The organism is Xanthomonas sp. BRIP62411, from assembly GCF_003993525.1.
In the GTDB taxonomy this organism is placed as follows: domain Bacteria; phylum Pseudomonadota; class Gammaproteobacteria; order Xanthomonadales; family Xanthomonadaceae; genus Xanthomonas; species Xanthomonas euroxanthea.
The window spans coordinates 20,366-39,414 of the sequence record NZ_QEZI01000013.1 but is presented as its reverse complement, the minus strand read 5'-3'; the positions used below and the strand labels follow the sequence as shown (position 1 = coordinate 39,414).

General features: G+C 69.3%; 18 protein-coding genes. 6 read left to right on the top strand and 12 right to left on the bottom strand.

All coding sequences use genetic code 11. The features are described from left to right. Positions 1-20: 20 nt before the first annotated feature. Genes EO139_RS11450 through EO139_RS11440 form a run of 3 tightly spaced genes read right to left on the bottom strand, consistent with a single transcriptional unit; the run spans position 21 to position 3,950 of the window. On the bottom strand, positions 21-350 hold the full coding sequence (locus EO139_RS11450; RefSeq protein WP_119131577.1) for a phosphotyrosine protein phosphatase: 330 nt from the start codon (positions 348-350) through the stop codon (positions 21-23). Between the two features lie 26 nt (positions 351-376). Continuing rightward, positions 377-3,697 carry an ankyrin repeat domain-containing protein gene (locus EO139_RS11445; RefSeq protein ID WP_126970692.1) on the bottom strand — a complete coding sequence of 1,107 codons (3,321 nt, stop codon included), beginning with the start codon at positions 3,695-3,697 and terminating at the stop codon, positions 377-379. Beyond that, positions 3,690-3,950, bottom strand: a complete 261-nt coding sequence (locus EO139_RS11440) for a YcgL domain-containing protein (RefSeq protein WP_104585241.1) — start codon at positions 3,948-3,950, stop codon at positions 3,690-3,692. The genes EO139_RS11445 and EO139_RS11440 overlap by 8 nt, the downstream gene beginning before the upstream one ends. A gap of 217 nt (positions 3,951-4,167) precedes the next feature. Here EO139_RS11440 and EO139_RS11435 point away from each other — a divergent pair, with 217 nt between their 5' ends. Genes EO139_RS11435 through EO139_RS11420 form a run of 4 tightly spaced genes read left to right on the top strand, consistent with a single transcriptional unit; the run spans position 4,168 to position 8,574 of the window. Then, a complete protein-coding gene (locus tag EO139_RS11435) occupies positions 4,168-5,364 on the top strand; it encodes a beta-ketoacyl-[acyl-carrier-protein] synthase family protein (protein WP_126970808.1) in 1,197 nt (398 codons plus the stop codon). Next, a complete protein-coding gene (locus EO139_RS11430) occupies positions 5,364-6,137 on the top strand; it encodes a beta-ketoacyl synthase chain length factor (RefSeq protein WP_119129846.1) in 774 nt (257 codons plus the stop codon). Before EO139_RS11435 ends, EO139_RS11430 begins: the two co-directional genes overlap by 1 nt. After that, positions 6,134-6,955 carry a glycosyltransferase family 2 protein gene (locus tag EO139_RS11425; protein WP_104585211.1) on the top strand — a complete coding sequence of 274 codons (822 nt, stop codon included), beginning with the start codon at positions 6,134-6,136 and terminating at the stop codon, positions 6,953-6,955. The genes EO139_RS11430 and EO139_RS11425 overlap by 4 nt, the downstream gene beginning before the upstream one ends. Beyond that, positions 6,952-8,574, top strand: a complete 1,623-nt coding sequence (locus EO139_RS11420) for an NAD(P)/FAD-dependent oxidoreductase (RefSeq protein WP_126970690.1) — start codon at positions 6,952-6,954, stop codon at positions 8,572-8,574. The genes EO139_RS11425 and EO139_RS11420 overlap by 4 nt, the downstream gene beginning before the upstream one ends. 374 nt (positions 8,575-8,948) lie before the next feature. On the opposite strand, the gene fabG is transcribed toward EO139_RS11420, so the two are convergent. The 9 genes from fabG to xanC form a co-directional block, all read right to left on the bottom strand. Continuing rightward, a complete protein-coding gene (gene fabG, locus EO139_RS11410; protein WP_126970686.1) occupies positions 8,949-9,686 on the bottom strand; it encodes a 3-oxoacyl-ACP reductase FabG in 738 nt (245 codons plus the stop codon). A 168-nt stretch (positions 9,687-9,854) separates the two neighbouring features. Beyond that, the gene (locus EO139_RS11405; protein ID WP_104585239.1) at positions 9,855-10,295 is read right to left on the bottom strand and encodes a phosphotransferase; all 441 of its coding nucleotides are present in this window, start codon (positions 10,293-10,295) and stop codon (positions 9,855-9,857) included. Then, the gene (locus tag EO139_RS11400) at positions 10,282-12,648 is read right to left on the bottom strand and encodes an MMPL family transporter (RefSeq protein ID WP_126970684.1); all 2,367 of its coding nucleotides are present in this window, start codon (positions 12,646-12,648) and stop codon (positions 10,282-10,284) included. Before EO139_RS11400 ends, EO139_RS11405 begins: the two co-directional genes overlap by 14 nt. A 93-nt stretch (positions 12,649-12,741) precedes the next feature. Beyond that, a complete protein-coding gene (locus EO139_RS11395) occupies positions 12,742-13,389 on the bottom strand; it encodes a LolA-related protein (RefSeq protein ID WP_104585237.1) in 648 nt (215 codons plus the stop codon). Continuing rightward, positions 13,313-14,287, bottom strand: a complete 975-nt coding sequence (locus tag EO139_RS11390; protein WP_104585201.1) for an acyltransferase — start codon at positions 14,285-14,287, stop codon at positions 13,313-13,315. The genes EO139_RS11395 and EO139_RS11390 overlap by 77 nt, the downstream gene beginning before the upstream one ends. Next, entirely contained in the window at positions 14,284-14,511 is a 228-nt protein-coding gene (locus EO139_RS11385) for a hypothetical protein (protein ID WP_241235951.1), read from the bottom strand. Before EO139_RS11385 ends, EO139_RS11390 begins: the two co-directional genes overlap by 4 nt. Positions 14,512-14,582: 71 nt before the next feature. Further along, positions 14,583-15,332, bottom strand: coding sequence for a lysophospholipid acyltransferase family protein (locus EO139_RS11380; RefSeq protein WP_104585197.1), 750 nt, complete (start codon positions 15,330-15,332; stop codon positions 14,583-14,585). A gap of 52 nt (positions 15,333-15,384) precedes the next feature. Next, positions 15,385-16,068, bottom strand: coding sequence for a ketosynthase (locus EO139_RS11375; RefSeq protein WP_164739828.1), 684 nt, complete (start codon positions 16,066-16,068; stop codon positions 15,385-15,387). 37 nt (positions 16,069-16,105) lie between these two features. After that, a complete protein-coding gene (gene xanC, locus EO139_RS11370; protein WP_005914783.1) occupies positions 16,106-16,375 on the bottom strand; it encodes a xanthomonadin biosynthesis acyl carrier protein XanC in 270 nt (89 codons plus the stop codon). Between the two features lie 323 nt (positions 16,376-16,698). Between xanC and EO139_RS11365 the strand changes: the two genes are divergently transcribed. Both EO139_RS11365 and EO139_RS11360 read left to right on the top strand, forming a co-directional pair. Next, complete coding sequence (locus tag EO139_RS11365) at positions 16,699-18,045, top strand: NAD(P)/FAD-dependent oxidoreductase (RefSeq protein ID WP_119129851.1); 1,347 nt, start codon at positions 16,699-16,701, stop codon at positions 18,043-18,045. After that, complete coding sequence (locus EO139_RS11360) at positions 18,042-19,049, top strand: pteridine-dependent deoxygenase (protein WP_164739818.1); 1,008 nt, start codon at positions 18,042-18,044, stop codon at positions 19,047-19,049. Before EO139_RS11365 ends, EO139_RS11360 begins: the two co-directional genes overlap by 4 nt.

Below are 19,049 nucleotides of genomic sequence, written 5' to 3'. Positions count from 1 at the left end.
CGCGCAGTGTCGGGATCAGGTTACGAGAACGCCGGCAGACGCAGCAATGTTGGCACCGTGTGTTCCAGGCGACGGATCAGTGCCGGGTCCATGTAGGCGTAGTCGTCGGGAATCTGCAGACAGGCCACCCGGCAATGGCGCAGATGCGCGGCAAAGCGTTTGCGCAACAGCTGCAGATGGCGACGCTCCATCACCAGCACCAGCTGCGCCTCGTGCAACAGCTCCGGGGTGAGCTGCACGTCCGCATCGGCGGCCAGCCCGGCCGATTGCGTCTGCACGCCCGGCCAGTCGGCGAACACGCGCTCGGCGGTGGGGCTGCGCAGCCGGTTGCGGCTGCACACGAACAGCACCCGCAGCGGTGCCCCGCCGCGCTGGCTCAGCGGCCTTCGCGCAGGAAGCGCGCCATCGAGGACACACCCGGCAAGGCGGGCTCGAACTGGCCGGCCACATCGATGAAGCCGCGCATGATCGCGATCTCGCGCGGGGTGCGGTTGAGCGCGTCGCGGCGGTCGGCATCGGCGCCGGCCCGCAGCAGGCGCTGCACCAGCAGCGGCAGGCCGTGCAGTGCGGCCAGGTGCAGCGGGCCGAAACCGCGCTGATCGGCCACGTCCAGCGAGACGTCTTCGTCGAGCAGGCGTTCCACGCCAGCCAGCACCACCTGCTCGTCGCAGGCGGTGCCCGGTTCGGCGCGCGCGCCCAGCAACAGCAGCAGGGGGCTGACCCGGCCACCGGCCAGATACTCCGGGTCGGCGCCGGCCAGCAGCAAGGTATCCAGCAGGGCCAGCAGGCGGCTCTTGTCGCGCGCGGTGAAGCCGTACAGCGCGGCGCAATGCAGCGGCGCCAGGCCCTGGTCGTCGTTGGCGTGCACGTCGGCCGCCGCGGTGAGCAGGCGCGCCACGATATCCGGCAGGCCCAGCGCGCAGGCCAGCATCAGCACGGTGACGCCGCCGGGCAGGCGGTGCTCGATCTGCGCGCCGGCCTGCAGCAACGCGGCCACGATCTCGGTCTGGCGCATGCTCACCGCCGCCGACAACGGCGTGGCGCCGCTATTGGCTGCGCGTTGCGGATCGGCGCCGCGACCGAGCAGATGCGCCACCACGCCGAGATGGCCGCCACCGGCCGCACGCAACAGCGCGGTACAGCCCTGCGCATCGACGGCGTCGACCGGCAGGCCGAGATCGATCAGGCGACGCACCGCATCGGTGTCGCCGACCATCGCGGCCGCCGGTACATCCGCCTCGCGCAGGCTGCGTTGCGGCAGCGACCAGATGCGCCAGTCCAGCCAGTCGGCCAGGTCGCGGCGGCCGATCGACAGCGCCACGCCCAATGGGGTCTGCCCGTCGGCAGCGCGCGCTTCCGGCGAGGCGCCCTGCTTGACCAGCAATTTCAGCGATGCCTCGCGGCCCAGCGCGGTGGCCAGGTGCAGCGCAGTCATGCCGTGGCTGTCGCGCGCCTCGCGGTCCACGCCGTGTTCCAGCAACCACTGCTGCAGGCGCAGCCAGCCCAGCCGCACCGCCAGCGACAACGGCGGATCGCCGGCCGCCGATGCGGCGAACGGGTCGGCGCCGCGTTCGAGCAATTCCAGCGCGAACTGTTCCAGCCCGCGCGATGCCGCATCGTGCTGCACGCAGGCACTGAGCAGCCGCGTCAGCCCGCCCGCACCGGCGGGCGAGACGCCATGGCGCAGCAGCGCCTGCAGTGCCGGCACCGCCTCCACGCCCCGCGAGAGCAGTGCAAACATCGGCACGTCGCCGCAGGCATCGCGCACTTCGGCATCGGCCCCATGGCGCAGCAGCCAGTCCACCGCATCGGCGTTCAAGGCCAGATGCGCGTCGTGCAGCAGGCTGCCAAGTTCTTCCGGGCCGCACAGGCGGGCCAGCGCGACCAGGCCGTCGCGTTGACCGAACTGCAGGCCTTCGCGCAACAACACCAGGGGCGGGCGGTCGGGCAGCAGCGCCACGCCGGGGGTCTCGCCGTGCGCATCGCTGACCGCCGCCGGCAACGGATAGGCGGGGTCGAGCAATTGCACGATCGCCCAGCGCCCGGCTTCGGCGGCCACATCCACCGCGCGCCGGCCGTGCGCATCAGCGCTGTCGGCCGGCACCTGCAGGTCGAGCAGGCGCCGGATCAGGGCCGGCGACACGTTGTCGGCGGCGCAGGCCAGCATCACCGCGTTGCGGCCCTCGCCATCGACGGCCAGCACATCGGCCTTGCGTGCGACCAAGCGTTCGAGCACGCCGCTCCGTGCCTGCCGCGCCGCATCCAGCCACGGCGTGCGGCCGAGCAGATCGCGCGCTTCCAGATTGGCGCCGGCCGCCAGCAGCGCCTCGACGATGTCGCCGTGCCCGGCCAGTGCGGCTTCGTGCAGGGCACTGCGGCGTTGGCGGTCGCGCGCATCCACGCGCGCCTTGTGCTTGAGCAGCAGTTGCACGCCGGCCGGGTCGTCTTCCTCGGTGCCGGCCGCCGCCAGCAGCACCGGCGCGCCGCCGTCCGGTTCGGAGTGGGCGCCGCGTTCCAGCAGGAACTTGGCCAGCCGCCAGTTGCCGACCTGGCAGGCCATCGCCAGCGGCGAGTGACCTTCGTGGTTGAGCGCGTCGAGTTCGGCGGCGGCATCGCGCAGCAGCGCGGCCACGCCCGGGTCGGAACTGCGCACCGCGTGATGCAGCGGCGTATTGCCGTCGTTGTCGCTGGCGCGCGGGTCCGCGCCGTTGGCCAGCAGCGTCATCACCGCGTCCGGGCGACCGTGCCAGCTGTCGCGCGTGGCGGCCAGCAACGGCGTCATGCCGCGATGCGGCTGGTTGACGTCGACACGGCGCACGATCAGCTCGCGCAGCAGGCGCAGGTCCGGCAGCACCGCGGCCAGCGCGGGCAGGCTGCGTTGGTCGCGCCACTCCGGCAGCGGCATCGCCTGCGGGTCGGCGCCGGCATCGAGCAACTGCAGCGCGCGGTCCACGCGTCCGCTGCGCGCGGCCTCGAACAGCTCGGGCACCAGTTGATGCTGGGCCACCGGCTCCAGCGGACGCGGCTCGGCCGCCGCTTCGGAAAAGAAATCGGCCGCCTGCAGCGCCGCCGGGGCGTCGCTGCGTCCCGGCGCGGCGGTGCGTTGCAACAGCAGATGGGCGGCCGGCAGCAGCACGCTGGCGGCGATCGCCAGACTCCAGCGCAAGCTGCTCGACAGCCAGCCCGGCCAGGCCAGCGCCACCACCAGCGTGCACATCGCCAGCACCAGGGCAGCGGCGAGCAGGCCGCGCCAGGCGTGCAACTCCTGCGTCGCCAGCGCATGCCAGCGCGGGGCCAGGGCGCCGCCATCGCGCTCGACCTCGCCCCACAGCGGCCAGGTCCGCCACAGCCCGAGCAGCGCAGCGCTGACCGCCACACTCAGGGCCAACGCGGCAGCCAGGCTGCCGCTGTCGCGCAGGGCGGCCAGCGGCCAGCTGATCAGGGCGGCCAGCGCCAGCAGGCCCACGCCCCAGACCGTCAGCAGCGGCGGCAGGGCCTGCGCAACCGCGCGCGGCGGGCTGGGCAATGCGCGGGTACCGCGCGCCCACGACACCGCCAGCGCGAACGCCGGCTGTGCCAGCCACAGCGCCACCGCGGCAACGCCGCCGCCGATGCCGCCCAGCAACGACAACGCCACGCCGGCCGCCCCGGCCAGCGCTGCGGCCCGCACGCGTGCGGCCCGTGCGGCCTCAGTCATAGTCGCACTCGCCCGCCAGCACCACCGTCTTGGGCAGCTGCAGATAGAAGCCATGCTTGCCGAGTGCGTCGCGCACCGTGGCCACGTCGGCCTGCGCCAGGCGGCGCTCGGGCGTCAACGCCACCTCCAGCACGAACGCGAACGGCGCCAGCTGCGCGTGCACGGCGGCGGGAAGACCGGAGAAGTCGTCGCGCGTGGCGAGATAGACGAAGGTGTCCTGCTTGCGTTGGCTTTTATAGACGTAGGCGTGCATGCGCGCGTGGTCGCGCTCGATCGGCAAGTATGTCGCAGGATTGTGTCCCAATTGCGCCGATGGCGAAAGCGCGGCAGCACGCGAAAAGTCCTGCCCCGTCAGCGACATGACCGGCACGTTCAGTTGCGCCATCGACGGGAGGCAGACCCGCCATCGATATACTGAGCCCACTTTTTGCCAGCAGACCACCGTGAGCCAAGCGCAGCATCCGTCCCAGATGGCCCCGGTCGCCGTCACCGCCTTTACCTCCACCACCGCGCTCGGCGCCGGGCTCGATGCCCAGGCTGCCGCCCTGACCGCTCGCCGCAGCGGCATGCGTCGCAACGATTTCGGCCCGCAGCCGCTGCCCTGCTGGATCGGCCGCGTGGAGGGCGTGGAAGACGTCGTCCTGCCGCCCCCCCTGCAAGGCTGGGACTGCCGCAACAACCGCCTGGCCTGGCTGGCCCTGCAGCAGGACGGCATGGCCGAGGCCGTGCAGGCTGCCGCGCAGCGCTACGGCGCCGAGCGCGTGGCGGTGATCATCGGCACCTCCACCTCCAGCATCGGTGCCAGCGAGGAGGCCTATACGCGCCTGGTCGAAGACGCCGACGGCGCGCGCTTCCCCGACGATCTGGATCGTCCGATCGTGCACACCCCGCACTCGCTGGGCGACTTCGTGCAGCACGCCACCGGCCTGCGCGGCCCCAGCGTGACCGTGGCCACCGCCTGTTCGTCCAGCGCCAAGGTGTTCGCCCAGGCTGCGCGCCTGATCGATGCCGGGGTGGTGGATGCCGCCCTGGTCGGTGGCGTGGATACCTTGTGCGGCAGCGTGCTGTTCGGCTTCAACTCGCTGCAGGTGGTGGCGCCGGAGCTGTGCCAGCCGTTCGATGCGCGCCGGGTCGGCCTGAGCCTGGGCGAGGCCGGCGGCTTTGCCCTGCTTGAACGCACCGCTGCCGCACCGCACGCCACCCTTTGGCTGTACGGCTATGGCGAATCCAGCGATGCGCACCATATGTCCGCCCCGCATCCGCAGGGCCTGGGCGCGCAGCTGGCGATGCGCGATGCGCTCGATCGCGCCGGCCTGGACGCCGATGCGGTGGGCTATCTGAACCTGCACGGCACCGCCACCCCGGCCAACGACAGCGTGGAGGCGGCCGCGGTGGCGGCGATCTTCCCCACCACCCTGCACGCCAGTTCGACCAAGGCCTGGACCGGCCACACCCTGGGCGCGGCCGGCATCGTCGAATCGGTGATCGCGCTGCTGGCGCTGCGCGACGGGGTGCTGCCGGGCACGCTCAACAGCGCCGTGCCCGACCCGGCCTGCGGCCCGCAGATCCGTTTCGACAATGCCCATTCCAAGATCGATTACGCCATGAACAACTCCTTCGGCTTTGGCGGCAACAACTGTTCGCTGCTGTTCGGGCGGGCCCGCTGATGCTGGCTGCCACCATCGAGGGAATCGGCTTCTGGACCCAGGGCCTGCCGAGCTGGGACGCCGCGGCGGCCTTCGTCCGTGACGGCACGCTGCAGGACACCGGGGCACGCCCGGCGCCGCAGCTGCTGGCCGCCAATGAGCGCCGCCGCGCACCGGACACGGTGGCGGTCTCGCTGGAAGCGGCGCTGGCCGCCTGTCACGCCGCCGGCCGCGCGCCGGCCAGCCTGCCGTCGATCTTTACCTCCACCTATGGCGATCTGGCCATCTCCGACTACATGTGCACCACGCTGGCCAGCGACCCGTTGGCGATCTCGCCGACCAAGTTCCACAACTCGGTGCACAACGCCGCGGCCGGCTACTGGACCATCGGCGCCGGGGCGATGACCCCGGCCACGGCGATCAGCGCCAGCCTGGGCAGCTTCGCGCAGGGCCTGCTGGAGGCGTTGGTCCAACGCGCCGCCGGCATGGACGCGGTGCTGCTGGCCGGCTACGACGCCCGCTCGGTCGGGCCGCTGGGCCGGGTCGCACCCAGCCAGGGACTGCTCGGCGGCGCGCTGGTGCTGGGCGCCCCCGGCCAGGCCGGCAAGCCGCAGCTGCGGGCGTGGCTGGACGACGGCACGCCGACATCGGGCGAGGGCCCGTTGTCGCGGCAGGTCGCCGGCAATGCGATGGCGCCGATGCTGCCGTTGTTCGACCTGCTCGCCGCTGGCGGCGAGCGCGTGGCGCTGTACGCCGGCCCGGGCCGGGTGTTGCAGCTGGAGGTCCAGCAGTGAGCCGGCAGCCGCTGACCCGCGAGGACACCGCGATCCTGGTGCCGGCCCTGAACGAGTCGCTGCGCATCCGCGAAGTGGTCAACGATGCGCTGACCTATTGCTCGAACGTGATCGTGATCGACGACGGCTCCGATGACGGCACCGCCGACTGCATCGCCGACCTGCCGATCACCCTGATCCGGCATCCGCAGCGCAAGGGCAAGGGCGCCGCGTTGCGCAGCGGGTTTGCGCAGGCGCAGCGGATGGGCATGCGCGCCGTGATGACCATGGACGGCGACGGCCAGCACAAGGCGGCCGATTTCCCGCGCCTGTTGGCCGCGGCCAACCGCCACCCCGGCTGTGTCATCGTCGGCGCACGCATGCGCAAGCGCGCCACCCAGCCCACCATCCGCCGCATCGGCAACGATTTCGGCGACTGGGGCATCGCCTGGGCCTGCGGCTTCCAGCTGGTCGACAGCCAGAGCGGCCAGCGCCTGTATCCGGCCTCGGTATTCACCCTGCCCGACGTGCCCGGCGAAGGCTTCGTGTTCGAAGCGCAGCTGCTGATTTCCGCCGCGCGCCAGGCCGGCGCGCGCGTGGTCGCGGTGCCGATCGAAACCCGCTACGCCGGCACCTCGCCGGGCACCTTCCGCAAGAGCCATTTCCGGCTGGTGCGCGACCTGTGGGAAATCACCTCGCACGTGGTCGTGCAGGCCTGGAGCTACGGGCATATCTGGCGCGAATACCGCCGCGTGCGTGCCAACCCGGTGCTGATCGACGACGCCGACGGCGAATTTGCTACTGTGCCTGCGGTCACCACCAACAAGCCATCCCCATGAATGCACAGCGTGCCGATGTCGTTATCACCGGTGGTGGCCTGGCCGGCCTGAGCCTGGCGCTGCAGCTGCGCCAGCGCGACCCCGAACTGGCGATCACCGTGCTGGAGCGCCGTGCGCATCCGGTGCGCGAGGCCGCGTTCAAGGTCGGCGAATCCACGGTGGAAATCGGCGCGCATTATTTCGCCGACGTGCTGGGCCTGCGCGAGCACCTGGAGACCGAGCAGATCCGCAAGTTCGGTTTCCGCTTCTTCTTTTCCGACAGGCGCCAGGACATCGACCGCTGCACCGAGCTGGGCGTCAGCCAGATCCTGCCGACGCCGTCGTGGCAGATCGATCGCGGCCGCTTCGAGAATTTCCTCGGCGAGCGCGCCCGCGCGCAGGGCATCACGTTTGTCGACGGCTGCAGCGTCAAGGGCGTGGACCTGGCCGATGACGATGCCGACCACGCCGTGCGCTACGAGCGCGCAGGCGAGGCCGGCACGCTGCGCGCACGCTGGGTGGTGGATGCCAGCGGCCGCGCCGGCCTGCTCAAGCGCAAGCTCGGCCTGGCGCAGGACAACGCGCACGACGCCAATGCAGTGTGGTGGCGCGTGGAAGGCCTGATCGACCCCAATGGCTGGTCGCAGGACAGCAGCTGGCTGCAGCGCTGCACGCCGCCGGATCGCTGGCGCTCGACCAACCACATGTGCGGGCCGGGCTACTGGTTCTGGTTGATTCCGCTCTCCTCCGGCGCGCATTCGCTGGGCATCGTCTGCGATGCGGCCATGCATCCGCTGGAGACGATGAACACCCACGACAAGGCGATGACCTGGCTGCGCACGCATCAGCCGCAGGTCGCCGCCACGCTCGACAAGGCCGACTACCGGCTGCAGGACTTCCTGTTCCTGCGCAACTTCTCCTATGGCTGCACGCAGGTGTTCTCGCCGCAGCGCTGGGCGCTGACCGGCGAAGCGGGGTTGTTCCTGGACCCGTTCTATTCGCCCGGCAGCGACTTCATCGCAATTTCCAATACCTACATCTGCGAACTGATCGGCCGCGACCGCGCCGGCAGATCGCTCAGCCCGTATGTCGAGCTGTATCAGCAGCTGTATTTCTCGTTCTACGAAAACACCCTGACCCTGTATCAGGATCAGTACGCCCTGTTCGGCGATGCGCAGGTGATGCCGGTCAAGGTGATCTGGGATTACACCTACTATTGGTCGCTGCTGGCGCCGCTGTTCTGCAGCGGACGGATCGCCGACCTCAGCCTGCTCTCGCGCATGAAGGCGGATTTTTTCTACGCGCGCGACATGAATCTGGCGATGCAGCGCGTGCTGCACGACTGGGGCCAGCACAACACTGCACAAGGCCTGGCCAGCGACGATGGGCGCCTGCTCGATCAATACCTGATCGGCTGGTTCAACGAACTCAACGGCGCCTTGCACGACACCCTCGACGACGATGCCTTTGCCGCGCGCATCCACCGCAATGTCGCGCAGATGGCGGTGCTGGCGCACGAGATCCTGCACAAGGCGCGTCAACGCCATGCCGGACTGCCGGACCATGGACTGGACGCCTTGACCGCCAACGCCGTCGGCGAACCCATCCTCACCGCCGCCTGGTACGCCGACGCAGCGTGAGCTTGAAGACCGCGCCGGCGACGGCGCGTTTTTTCTGGATCCGCGCCAGCTTGATCCAAATGCCGGATCGGAAGACGCCGATCAAACCGCAACGCATCGAACGGCCGCGCGAGGTGCATTGCTTGCACAGGCACACCACCCATCTCGCCCGGTCCTTGCCCGCCCACCATCGCGGGACCTTACGCGGCAGGGATGCCGCGTAAGAGCCTCCATGGACGGATGCACGGCGTGTCCCGCGATGGTGGGCGGGCAAGGGCCCTGCAGCAAACTCACAGCGGCGAGGACACCGCAACTGCCAACCTGGTCGTGCGCTGATGGGAACCAAACTAGCCGCGCCCACCTGGGGGGAGGCATCGTCGTTCTATCAGCGGCTCTCAGCCCATGCCGCCATTGATGCCGATGACCTGGCCGTTGATATAGCCAGCTGACTCCGAACACAGGAACGCAACCAATGCGGCCACTTCGTCGGGCTTGCCGACGCGGCCGGCCGGCACCAGTTGCTTGATCACCTCCGGCGCGAAGCTTTCGCCGACCATCTCGCTTTCGATCACGCCCGGCGCGACCACGTTGACGGCAATGCCGCGGCTGGCCATCTCGCGTGACAGCGATTTGCTGGCGCCGTGCAAGGCGGCCTTGGCCGCGGCGTAGTTGGTCTGCCCGCGATTTCCCAGCACTGCCGCCACCGACGACACGCTGACGATGCGGCCCCAGCGCGTACGCGCCATCGGCAGCAGCAACGGCTGGGTGACGTTGAAGAACCCGTGCAACGACACGTCGATGACCCGATGCCACTGTTCGGCGTTCATGCCGGCCATCGGCGCATCGTCGTGGATGCCGGCATTGTTGACCACGATCTGGATCGGGCCGACCTCCAGCAGTCTTGCCAGCGCCGCTGCACTGGCCTGCGCATCGGCCACATCGAACGCCACCGCCTGGGCACTGCCGCCGTCGGCCACGATCGCTGCGACCACGGCGTCGGCGCGGGCAAGATTGCGATTGGCGTGCACGATCACATGGCGACCCTGCGCCGCCAGGTGACGGCTGATCGCACCACCGAGATCGCCGCTGCCGCCGGTGACCAGCGCGCGGCGCTGTGGAATGGATGTGCTCATGGACGCCTCGATGGAAGCCGCAGAAATGACGGCGGAAAGAGCCTCATCCTAACGACTGGCAGCAAGTGCAGGAATAGACCGCCCGCATCGATCGCCCACATTCGGCAGGAGCGCGCTTGCGCGCGATGAGGCTTCAACGGTAACGCTTCATCGCGCGCAAGCGCGCTCCTACAGGGCCCGCCCGGCGACCAGCATCACCGTGGCGCGGCCTTCGGCGAGCAACTGCCCCTGGTGGGTCAGGCGAAAACTGTATTGCTGGCTGTCGTCGGCCTGCATCAATACCACTGCTTCGCATTCGATCGCAGCAGGAAGGTCGTCCAGATAGGCCAGATGCAACTCCACGCCTCGCAGGGCGACCAGCATGCCCAGGCGCGCTGGCTGGCTGGGATCATGCCCCAGCAAACCGCCATGCACCGCCATCGCCTGCGCGCCGTATTCGCACAGGTGCAGCGCACGCAAGCGGCCATCGGCGCGCAACGGATGCGTGTCGCTGCGATGCGCGTGACTGCGCAACACGATGCGTTGCGCATCCCAGTCGACCACCTCTTCCCACAGGCACATGCTGCCCTGGTGGGGAATCAAGGCGGCAATCGCGTCACGTCCCTGCATGTGCACCTCCGTTTCTTGCGCGCTCCAGCGCCGGCTCGCGCGATACCAGCAAGGCCAGGATGAAATTGAACAACACCCCCAACGCCACCGTGCTGCCGATCGCCCGCAACACCGGGATGCTGGACGCGGCCAACAACGCGAACACCAGCAGTGTCATCAGGCTGCACACGATCAAGGCATGCAAGGTGCGCAGCTGGTCGGCGTGATCGTCGCCGGCATGGTCGAAGAACAGCGCGTAATCCAGGCCCAGGCCTGCCGCCAGGATCAGCGCAATCAGATGGAACAGGTTGAGCTCCACCCCCATGCCGCGCAGGATCGCAAGGATCAGCACCGTGGTCAGCGCCATCGGCAGCAACACGCGCACGATCCGGCGCGGGCTGCGCAACGCGATTGCCACCGTCACCGCCAGCAGCAGCGCAGCCAGCCCCAGCGCGCCGAGCACACGTCCACGATAGGCGGCAACCAGGGATTCGGAGGCATCCTTGAGATCCAGCAATTGCGCGCCGCTGCCTTGCACGGCGGCAGCCACCACCGACGGATCGCGCAGGCCGGTCAACGACACCAGCGCGGTGCTGCGATCGCCGCGCCCCAGCAGCAGCCCGCCGACCGAGGTCGCCAGCGGCGAGCCGGCCAGGTCCTTCGGCAACAGCGGCGCGGCGCGCTTGGCAGCGTCCAGGTCCTGCAGGAACGGCGCAAACGCATCGCTGCGAAACGGCGTGGCGGCCACCGCACTGTCGGTCAATGCGCGCGCTTGCGCAGCATCCGGCAACGCGGCCTGACGCGCACGCTGGGTCTTGATGCTGGGCAGATAACGCGCGGCCATGTCGTAACCGGTCAGCGCGCCGTCGCGCACCAGCGCATCCAGGCGCGGGCGCAACTGCTCGCTGGCCTGCAGCGCTGCCTCGTCGCTGGCGGCAGGCAATGCGAGCACGTAGCGCACGTCGGGGGCGCCCAGTTCCTGTCGCAGCTGCGTGTCCTGCGCCAACGCCTTGGGCGGCACCGGGGTCAGCTTCGACAGATCGTTCTGCCAGAATTGCCCCGGTGCAAACGCGATCACCGCGATGCCGATCAGCGCAATCACCGCCAGACTGATGCGCGGCCGTGGCAGCCGCGCGATGCCACGCCACAGCGCGGCGAGGATGCGCGAATCGGCGTAGTCGCGCGGCGCCGGGTCGATCAACGCCGGCAACAGCCAACGGGTGGTGATCGCAGCGGTCGCCAGCCCGGCGATGGTGAACACCGCCAGCTGCCTTAAGCCGTCCACACCGGAAAACAGGAAGGTCACATAGGCAATGCAGGTCGACACCACGCCGGTGGCCAGCGTCGGCCACAGATGGCGCGCGTTGTCGCGCGGATCCAGACCGGGACGCTGATGGCTGAACAGGTGGATCGGGTAATCCTGCACCACGCCGATCAGGGTGAAGCCGAATGCCACGGTGATGCCGTGCACGCCCTCGAACAACACGGCCACCGCGCCCAGACCGGCCAGGCCGGCACTGGCCAACGGCAGCACGCCAAGCACCGGGATCTTCCAGCTGCGGTAGGCGACCAGCAGCAACAGCACCAGCCCCACCGTATCCAGCGTACCGATCCATTGCGCCTCGCCCTGGGTGCGCGCGGTGATTTCCACCGCAAAGGCGCCGGGGCCGGTCAGGACGAGCTGCGTGGAGGTGCCCTGGCTGACCTTGGCAAACGCCGCCTGCACCGCGTCGTAGGCCAGTTGCTGACCGGTGGGATCGAAGCCGGCTGCGCGTGTCTGCACGATCAGCAGGGCCGAGGTGCCGGCACGGTCGAACCACACCGCGTTGCGCGTCTGCGGCGCCGCGGCCGGCTGCAGGGTCTCGGCCAGATGCAGCACTTCCAGCGTGGGGTCGCGCGGCAACAACGGCTCCACCATCGCAGCGGCGGGTGAGCCCAGATCTTGCACGCGCGACTGCAATGCCGCCTGCAGGGTGTGCGCGTCCAGCGGCGCGGTGTCGAAGCTGTCGCTGAGCAGATAGCGATACGGCAGCAGGCGCTCGGGGATCGCATCCAGGCCCGCAGTGCCGCCATTGCCAACCAGCTCGAACAGCTGCGGCTGTGCGGCCAGGACCTGCTGCAATGCCTGCGACTGCGCGGCCAGCGTGGCCGGGTCGCTATGGGACAGTGCCATCAGCAACAGACGCGAGCCAGGGCCTTCGCCCAGTTCTTCGATCAGCAATTTCTGCGCCGGCGTGCGCGGGGCGGGCATGAACTTGCGCAGGTCGCCGGTGACCTTGAGCGTCTCGCTCAACCAGAACCCGGCCACCGCCAGCAAGGCCAGCCACAGCAGCGCCAGGCCGATGCGGCGGTTGGCATTCAACTCAAATGCCATGTATCAGCTCCAGCTGCGTGGCCGAACGTGCACCGGCCGCGCGCGCGGCATCGGGCTGTGCGGGCGCCTTGCTGGCGCCGCAGGCGCGCTGCGTCACGCGCCCGACCCGTGGCACAGCGTGGTCAGCGCCGCCGCATCGGTCACGCGTGCAGCCTCGCGCGCGGCACCGGCCAGCAGCGTGCGCTGCACCTCGCCCTTGGCCGGCAGGCTTTCGATGCAGCGCAACTCGTCATTGCGCCCGTACAGCCGCAACTCGCGTACCTGCCTGGCGACAGCGGCGTCCTTGGGCTGCAGGGTCAATGCCCAGGATTGCAGCTGGCCCTGCCCGCTGATGCGGTAGTGCTGCTCCAGCAGCGCGCGGTCGCCGGCCAGCAATGCGCCGAAGCCGGACTTCAATCCGGCCAGCTCGGGCACGCGGCTGAGCGCAAAACGCCGCGGCGCCTTGCCTTCGCGTTCCAGCACGCCTTGGTCGCCTTGCAACGTGGTGGTCTCGCGATACGGTGCGCTGACCTCGCGCACCAGCGTCTGCGCGTCCGGACGCCGGTAGTGGCCCTGCACGCGCAGCGGCGTCTTCAGCAGCGCCGAGCCACGCAGTTCGACGAACTCGGTGCTGACCGGTGCGGGGCGTGCCAGGCGCTGCAGCACCTGGCCCACGTCCAGCGTCTCAGGCGGTGCGGCGCATAGCGGTGCGGCGCTGAACAGCAGTATCAGCATCCACGGCAGGGTGCGGCACATCGGCATGGTGGGTGTTCCAGAAATCGTAGAAGTTGAACCAGTTGTACGGCGCGTAGCGTGTGTAATGTTCCAGCCTGGCCGCGTAATCGCGCATGAGTACCGCCAGCACCGGCGCACGCTGGCGGCGCGGCACGTCCAGGCCTTCGCTGAAGGTCTCGAACGCCAGCTCGTAATGATTGCCGCCGCGGTACAGGCCGAACGCCAGCACCACCGGCACCTTGAGCGCTGCGGCGATCAGCCACGGCGAGGTCGGGAACATCGCGTTGCGGCCGAGGAACATCGCCGGCAATGCCGGGTCGCCCTCGCGCGGGCGGTCGATCAGCAGCGCGACCAGCGCGCCGGCATCGGTGGCGTCCTTGATCGCCATGACGATCGAGGTCGCGTCCATGCCGGCATCGATGATGTTGGCCGCCAGCTGCGGATTCAGCGCGCCCAGCAGCTCGGTCATGGCGCGGTTGTGCGCCTTGTCCAGCACCACCTTGACCTGCACGTCCGGCCGCTCGGTGGCCAGCACGCGCAGCGCATCGAAGCTGCCCAGGTGCGAGCCGAAGATCAGCACGCCGCGGCCGCGGTCCATCTGCGTATGCAGCTGATCCAGCCCGGTGATGTCGACCCGGAAGCGCTGCATCTGCCCGCACAGCATGTACACGCGGTCCAGAATCGTCGAGGCGAAGGTGTGGATATGCCGCGCCACGTCGCGCAGCGTGGCCGGGCGGTCCAGCACGTGGGTCAGATAGGCACGCGAGGCGCTGCGCTCGGGCGCACGCACCAGCAGGAAGTACAGCGTAATCGGATACAGCAGCGCGCGTCCCACCGCGCGCCCGGCATGCTGGGCGATGCCGCGGATCAGCCACAGCGCGAAACGTCCGCCGCCTTCGGGACGTTGCTTCCACTGGCTGCTCATTGCGCCGCCTCCGCCACCAGTTCGCCGCTGACCAGCAGCTCGTCGGCGCGCTGCACGCGAAAGCGCCAGCGCGGGCCAACGCCTTCCAGCGTGATCGATGCCACCTGCCCCGGCAGCAACGGCCGCACGAACTTCACCTGCGGCAGGCGCGCCGCCGCGCGTGGGCCATGGGCGGCTTCCACCGCCTGCAGCACATGGTCGAGCACGACCACGCCAGGCACCACGGGACGCCCCGGAAAGTGCCCGGGCAGGCAGGGATGATCATGCGGCACGACAAAATCCATAAGCGGGCAACTCAAATCCTGGGTTGAAGCATCGCAGCCACGGCGTCATGTGCCTGCTCGGTCAATTGCTGGCGATCCGGCGCATCCGGCCCGGTCACCGGGATCGGATCGCCGATACGCACACGGATGATGCCCGGGCGCACCCTGAACACACCCTCCACCGGCAGCACCTTGCCGCAGCCATCCAGCGCCACCGGCACCACCGGCACGCCAGCATCGATAGCGGCCTGCAACAGCCCGGCCTTGAACGGCAACAATGCGCCGCTGCGGCTGCGGGTACCTTCGGGAAACAGACACAACTGTTTGCCCTCGCGCAGCAGCGCCGCTGCCTGCCGGCGCACCATCGCCCCGGCACGCCGGCTGTCGCGGTCCAGGAACAGCATGCCGGTGGCCCGCGCATACCAGTTCACGAACGGCACCTTGAGCATCTCGTCCTTGAGCAGGAACCGCAGCGGCACCGGCAAGGCGTAGAACAACGCGCAGATATCGATGACCGACTGGTGGTTGCTGACGAACAGATAATTCCTGGACCAGTCCACGCGCTCGCGGCCTTCCACGATCACCTTGGCGCCGGCGCCGCGAAACAGCACCGGCGACCACATCCAGGCGCCCATGCGCAGCAGGCGGTCGGCATCGCGCGTGATCGCCAGCAGCACCAGGGCATAGACGATTCCGCCAGCGGTAAACGTCAGCGTGAAGGCCAGTTGCAGCAGATTGAACACGGCCCACGCCAGGCGCGACGGCATCCTTGCCAGCGGCATTTTTGTCTTGTCCCCGAAAATGTGCACGTACGTCGCTGCCCTGGCCACGCACTCAGCGCAGCAGATCGCGCCAGAATTCCGGCCCGAGCCGCGCCATCTGGCGCAAGAAGTCTGGCAGATTACGATAGGGGCGCTGTGGAAACCAGCGGCCGCGCAAGAGATATTCGCCCACGAAGAACCCGCCAACCACCCCGTACGCCAGCAGATTGGCGAACAACGACGCGCGCGCGTCGCTGATCGGCAGCGGCGAGGCGTAGCCCAGTTGCGCCAGCACGCCACTGGGCTCGGCGCACAGGCCCAGCACCAGGTTGACCAGGGTCAGCGCGCACAGCAGCAACGCCCAGGCCAGGGTGAGACGGCGCGTGTAGCGGTATTGCTCCGGGCTGATCGGCATGCCGGCCTGGCGATACAGCCCTTCGACAATGCGGCTGATCAGCGGCGTGCGCCCGCGGCGCAGGCTGCGCCCGAAGAACCAGGCGATCCAGCCGGTGAACACCACCGGCGGCGCGGCCAGCACCAGCATCGCGTACGGCGAGTGCCACAACGCGCTCAGGCCCAGCAAGGTCAGCACGGCCAGCGCCCAGGCCCAGGCGCGGCGCGCGACCATCGGTTCGATCAGCACCATCAGCACCAGCAAGGCCCCGGCGATGACCGCCAGGTCCGGGCGATGGCTGGCGTTGGCCCAATGCGCCAGCGGCGAATACGCCACCGCCAGCAGCACGCCCAGCCCCAGCACCCACGGGGGCGCATCGGCAGGCGCTGCAGTGGGCAGGTCAGACGGTCTTGTTGGCTTGGACATGCGCCGACAATGCGCGCAGCGACGCGAAGATGCGACGGTTCTCGTCATTGTCCGAGCGCAGCTGGAAGCCGTAGCGCTTGCTGATCGCCAGCGCCAGTTCCAGCGCGTCGATCGAATCCAGCCCCAGCCCGGTATTGAACAACGGCGCCTCCGGATCGATGTCGGCGGGCTGGACGTCTTCCAGGTTCAGGCTTTCGACCAGGAGTTCGGCCAGTTCACGTTCGGCAGCGGTTTGCGAGGACATCCAGAGAGCTTCCAGGTGAGGGTCGGGCGACAGGATCAGAGCGAGGGACTTCAGCACAACCACCACAGCGTCACAGACAACCGTCAGGTCGGCGTGGGCGATTGCGCAACACAGTGTACGTTGCCGTGCCGGCCGATTCCGAGCACTCGCCGCGGCTGCCTTGCGGCCGCATTGTCGATGGCGTCGATCGTTCTGCAACAGCGATTCGGCGGCCGGCATACCTGTCCGGGCCGCCGGTCAGGCTATCATGACTGCATGACGCTCGCCCGCTGCAGGTTCGTTCCAGGATGACTTCCACTGCTGTTCGCCCCACCCCGACCGCCATGCCGGCAGCCGGGCCGGCTCCCGGGCCCGAGTGCCCGGATGTCCTGATCATCGGCGGCGGGCCGGCGGGCTGTACGGCGGCGATCGTGCTGGCCCAGCAGGGCTGGCAGGTGACCTTGCTGGAGAAGGCGCAGCATCCGCGCTTCCATATCGGCGAGTCGCTGCTGCCGATGAACGTGCCGATTCTCGAACGCCTGGGCGTGCTGGAGGACGTGCGCGACATCGGCGTGCTCAAGCGCGGGGCGGACTTTCCCAACGACAGCGGCGGCTACAACACCTTCCGTTTTTCGCATGCGCTCGATGCCAAGGCCGATTTCGCCTTCCAGGTGCCACGTGCGCAGTTCGACCAGGTGCTGTTCGAGCGCGCGCGGGCAGTGGGCGTGGATGCGCGCGATCAGGTCAAGGTCGAAGCGGTGGAGTTCGACGGGCAGCAGCCGGTGCTGCAGGCGCAAGGCGTGGCCGGGGTGCAGCGGTTCCGCCCGCGCTATCTGCTCGATGCCAGCGGCCGCGACACCTTCCTGGGCACCCGCTTCAAGCTCAAACGCGCCAATGCCAAACATCAGTCGGCCGCGTTGTTCAGCCACTTCCGCGGCGTGGCGCGCCGGCCGGGCGAGGATGCCGGCAACATCAGCATCTACCGCCACGCACATGGCTGGATGTGGCTGATTCCGTTGCCGGACGACATCATGAGCGTGGGCGCGGTCTGCTACCCGGAATACATGAAGACCCGCAAGGGCGACAGCGAGGGCTTTTTCATGCGCACGCTCGCGCTCAATGCCGAGCTCAACGCGCGCATGCTCGGCGCCGAACGCGTGGCCCCGGTGCATGCCACCGGCAACTACGCTTACGAATGCACGCGCATGTCCGGCCCGCGCTGGTTGATGCTGGGCGATGCCTACACCTTCGTCGACCCGATGTTTTCGTCGGGCGTGTTTCTGGCCATGCACAGCGCCGAACGCGGTGCGGCGATGGTGGACCAGGCCCTGCGCATGCCGCAGCACGAGGCGAAACTGCAGCGCGCCTTGCAGCGCGAACTCAGGCGCGGCGTGGACGAGTTCAAGTGGTTCATCTACCGCTTCACCTCGCCGACCATGCGCGCCCTGTTCGCGCAACCGCAGAACACCTGGCGGATCGAGGAAGCGGTGGTGGCGATGCTGGCCGGCGACGTGTTCGACAGCCCCAGGGTGCGCCTGCGCCTGCGTGCGTTCCGCGCCATCTATGCCTTGACCACCTTGTCGATGATGCCGCGCGCCTGGCAGTCCTGGCGCCAACGCCGACGTCAGGCCACGCTCGGCTTCGACGGCGAGACCTTGCAACGCGACACGCAACGACGGGACACCCGATGACCGCTTCCCAGGCCCAGACCACGCACAGCGTGCGCCATCCCCGTCTGCAGGTCGACTATGTCGAGCAGACCGACCCGTCCGCACTGCTGGCCGACCCGCAGGTGCTGGCCGTGTTCGGCTTCGGCACCGCGGCGCCACGCCTGGACGACCCGCGCTACCTGCGCGTGCCGCTGCAGCCGTATCAGGCCGAGATGCTGGAGGTGTGGCGCAGCGATGCAGCCGTGCACAGCGGCCGCGATGGCAACATCGCCTGGGCCAGCGACGGCCGCCTGCAGTTCGGCGTGATCGAGATCGACGAGCAGGATGTCGATATCGAAACCGCCGCCGCCAAGGCCTATGCGGAAATCACCGCCTTCGTCACCGGCAGCCAGACGCCGCGCCTGCTGCGTATCTGGAACTATCTGGACGCCATCACCCTGGGCAGGGGCGACCGCGAACGCTACCGGCAGTTCTGCGTGGGCCGTGCGCGCGGCCTGGGTGCCTTCGACAATGCGCAGCTGCCGGCCGCCACCGCGGTGGGACGCTGCGATGCCGAGCGCATCATCCAGATCTACTGGCTGGCCGCCAGCGACGCCGGCACCCCGCTGGAAAATCCGCGCCAGGTCAGCGCCTACAACTACCCGCGCCAGTACGGCCCGCAGCCACCGAGTTTCGCGCGCGCCATGCTGCCGCCGGCCGGCAGCGACATGCCGCTGCTGCTGTCAGGCACCGCCGCCGTGGTCGGGCATGCCTCGATGCACACCGGCCAGTTGCTGGCGCAGCTGGAAGAGACCTTCGCCAACTTCGACTCACTGCTCGGCGCCGCCCGCCAGCACGCCCCCGCCCTGCCCGCGCAGTTCGGCGCCGGCACCCGCCTGAAGGTCTACGTGCGCGAACAGGACGACCTGCCCAAGGTCGCCCAGGCACTGGACGCCCGCTTCGGCGATGCGGTGCCGCGCCTGCTGCTGCACGCGGTGATCTGCCGCGACGAGCTGGCGGTGGAGATCGACGGGGTGCATGGGTGA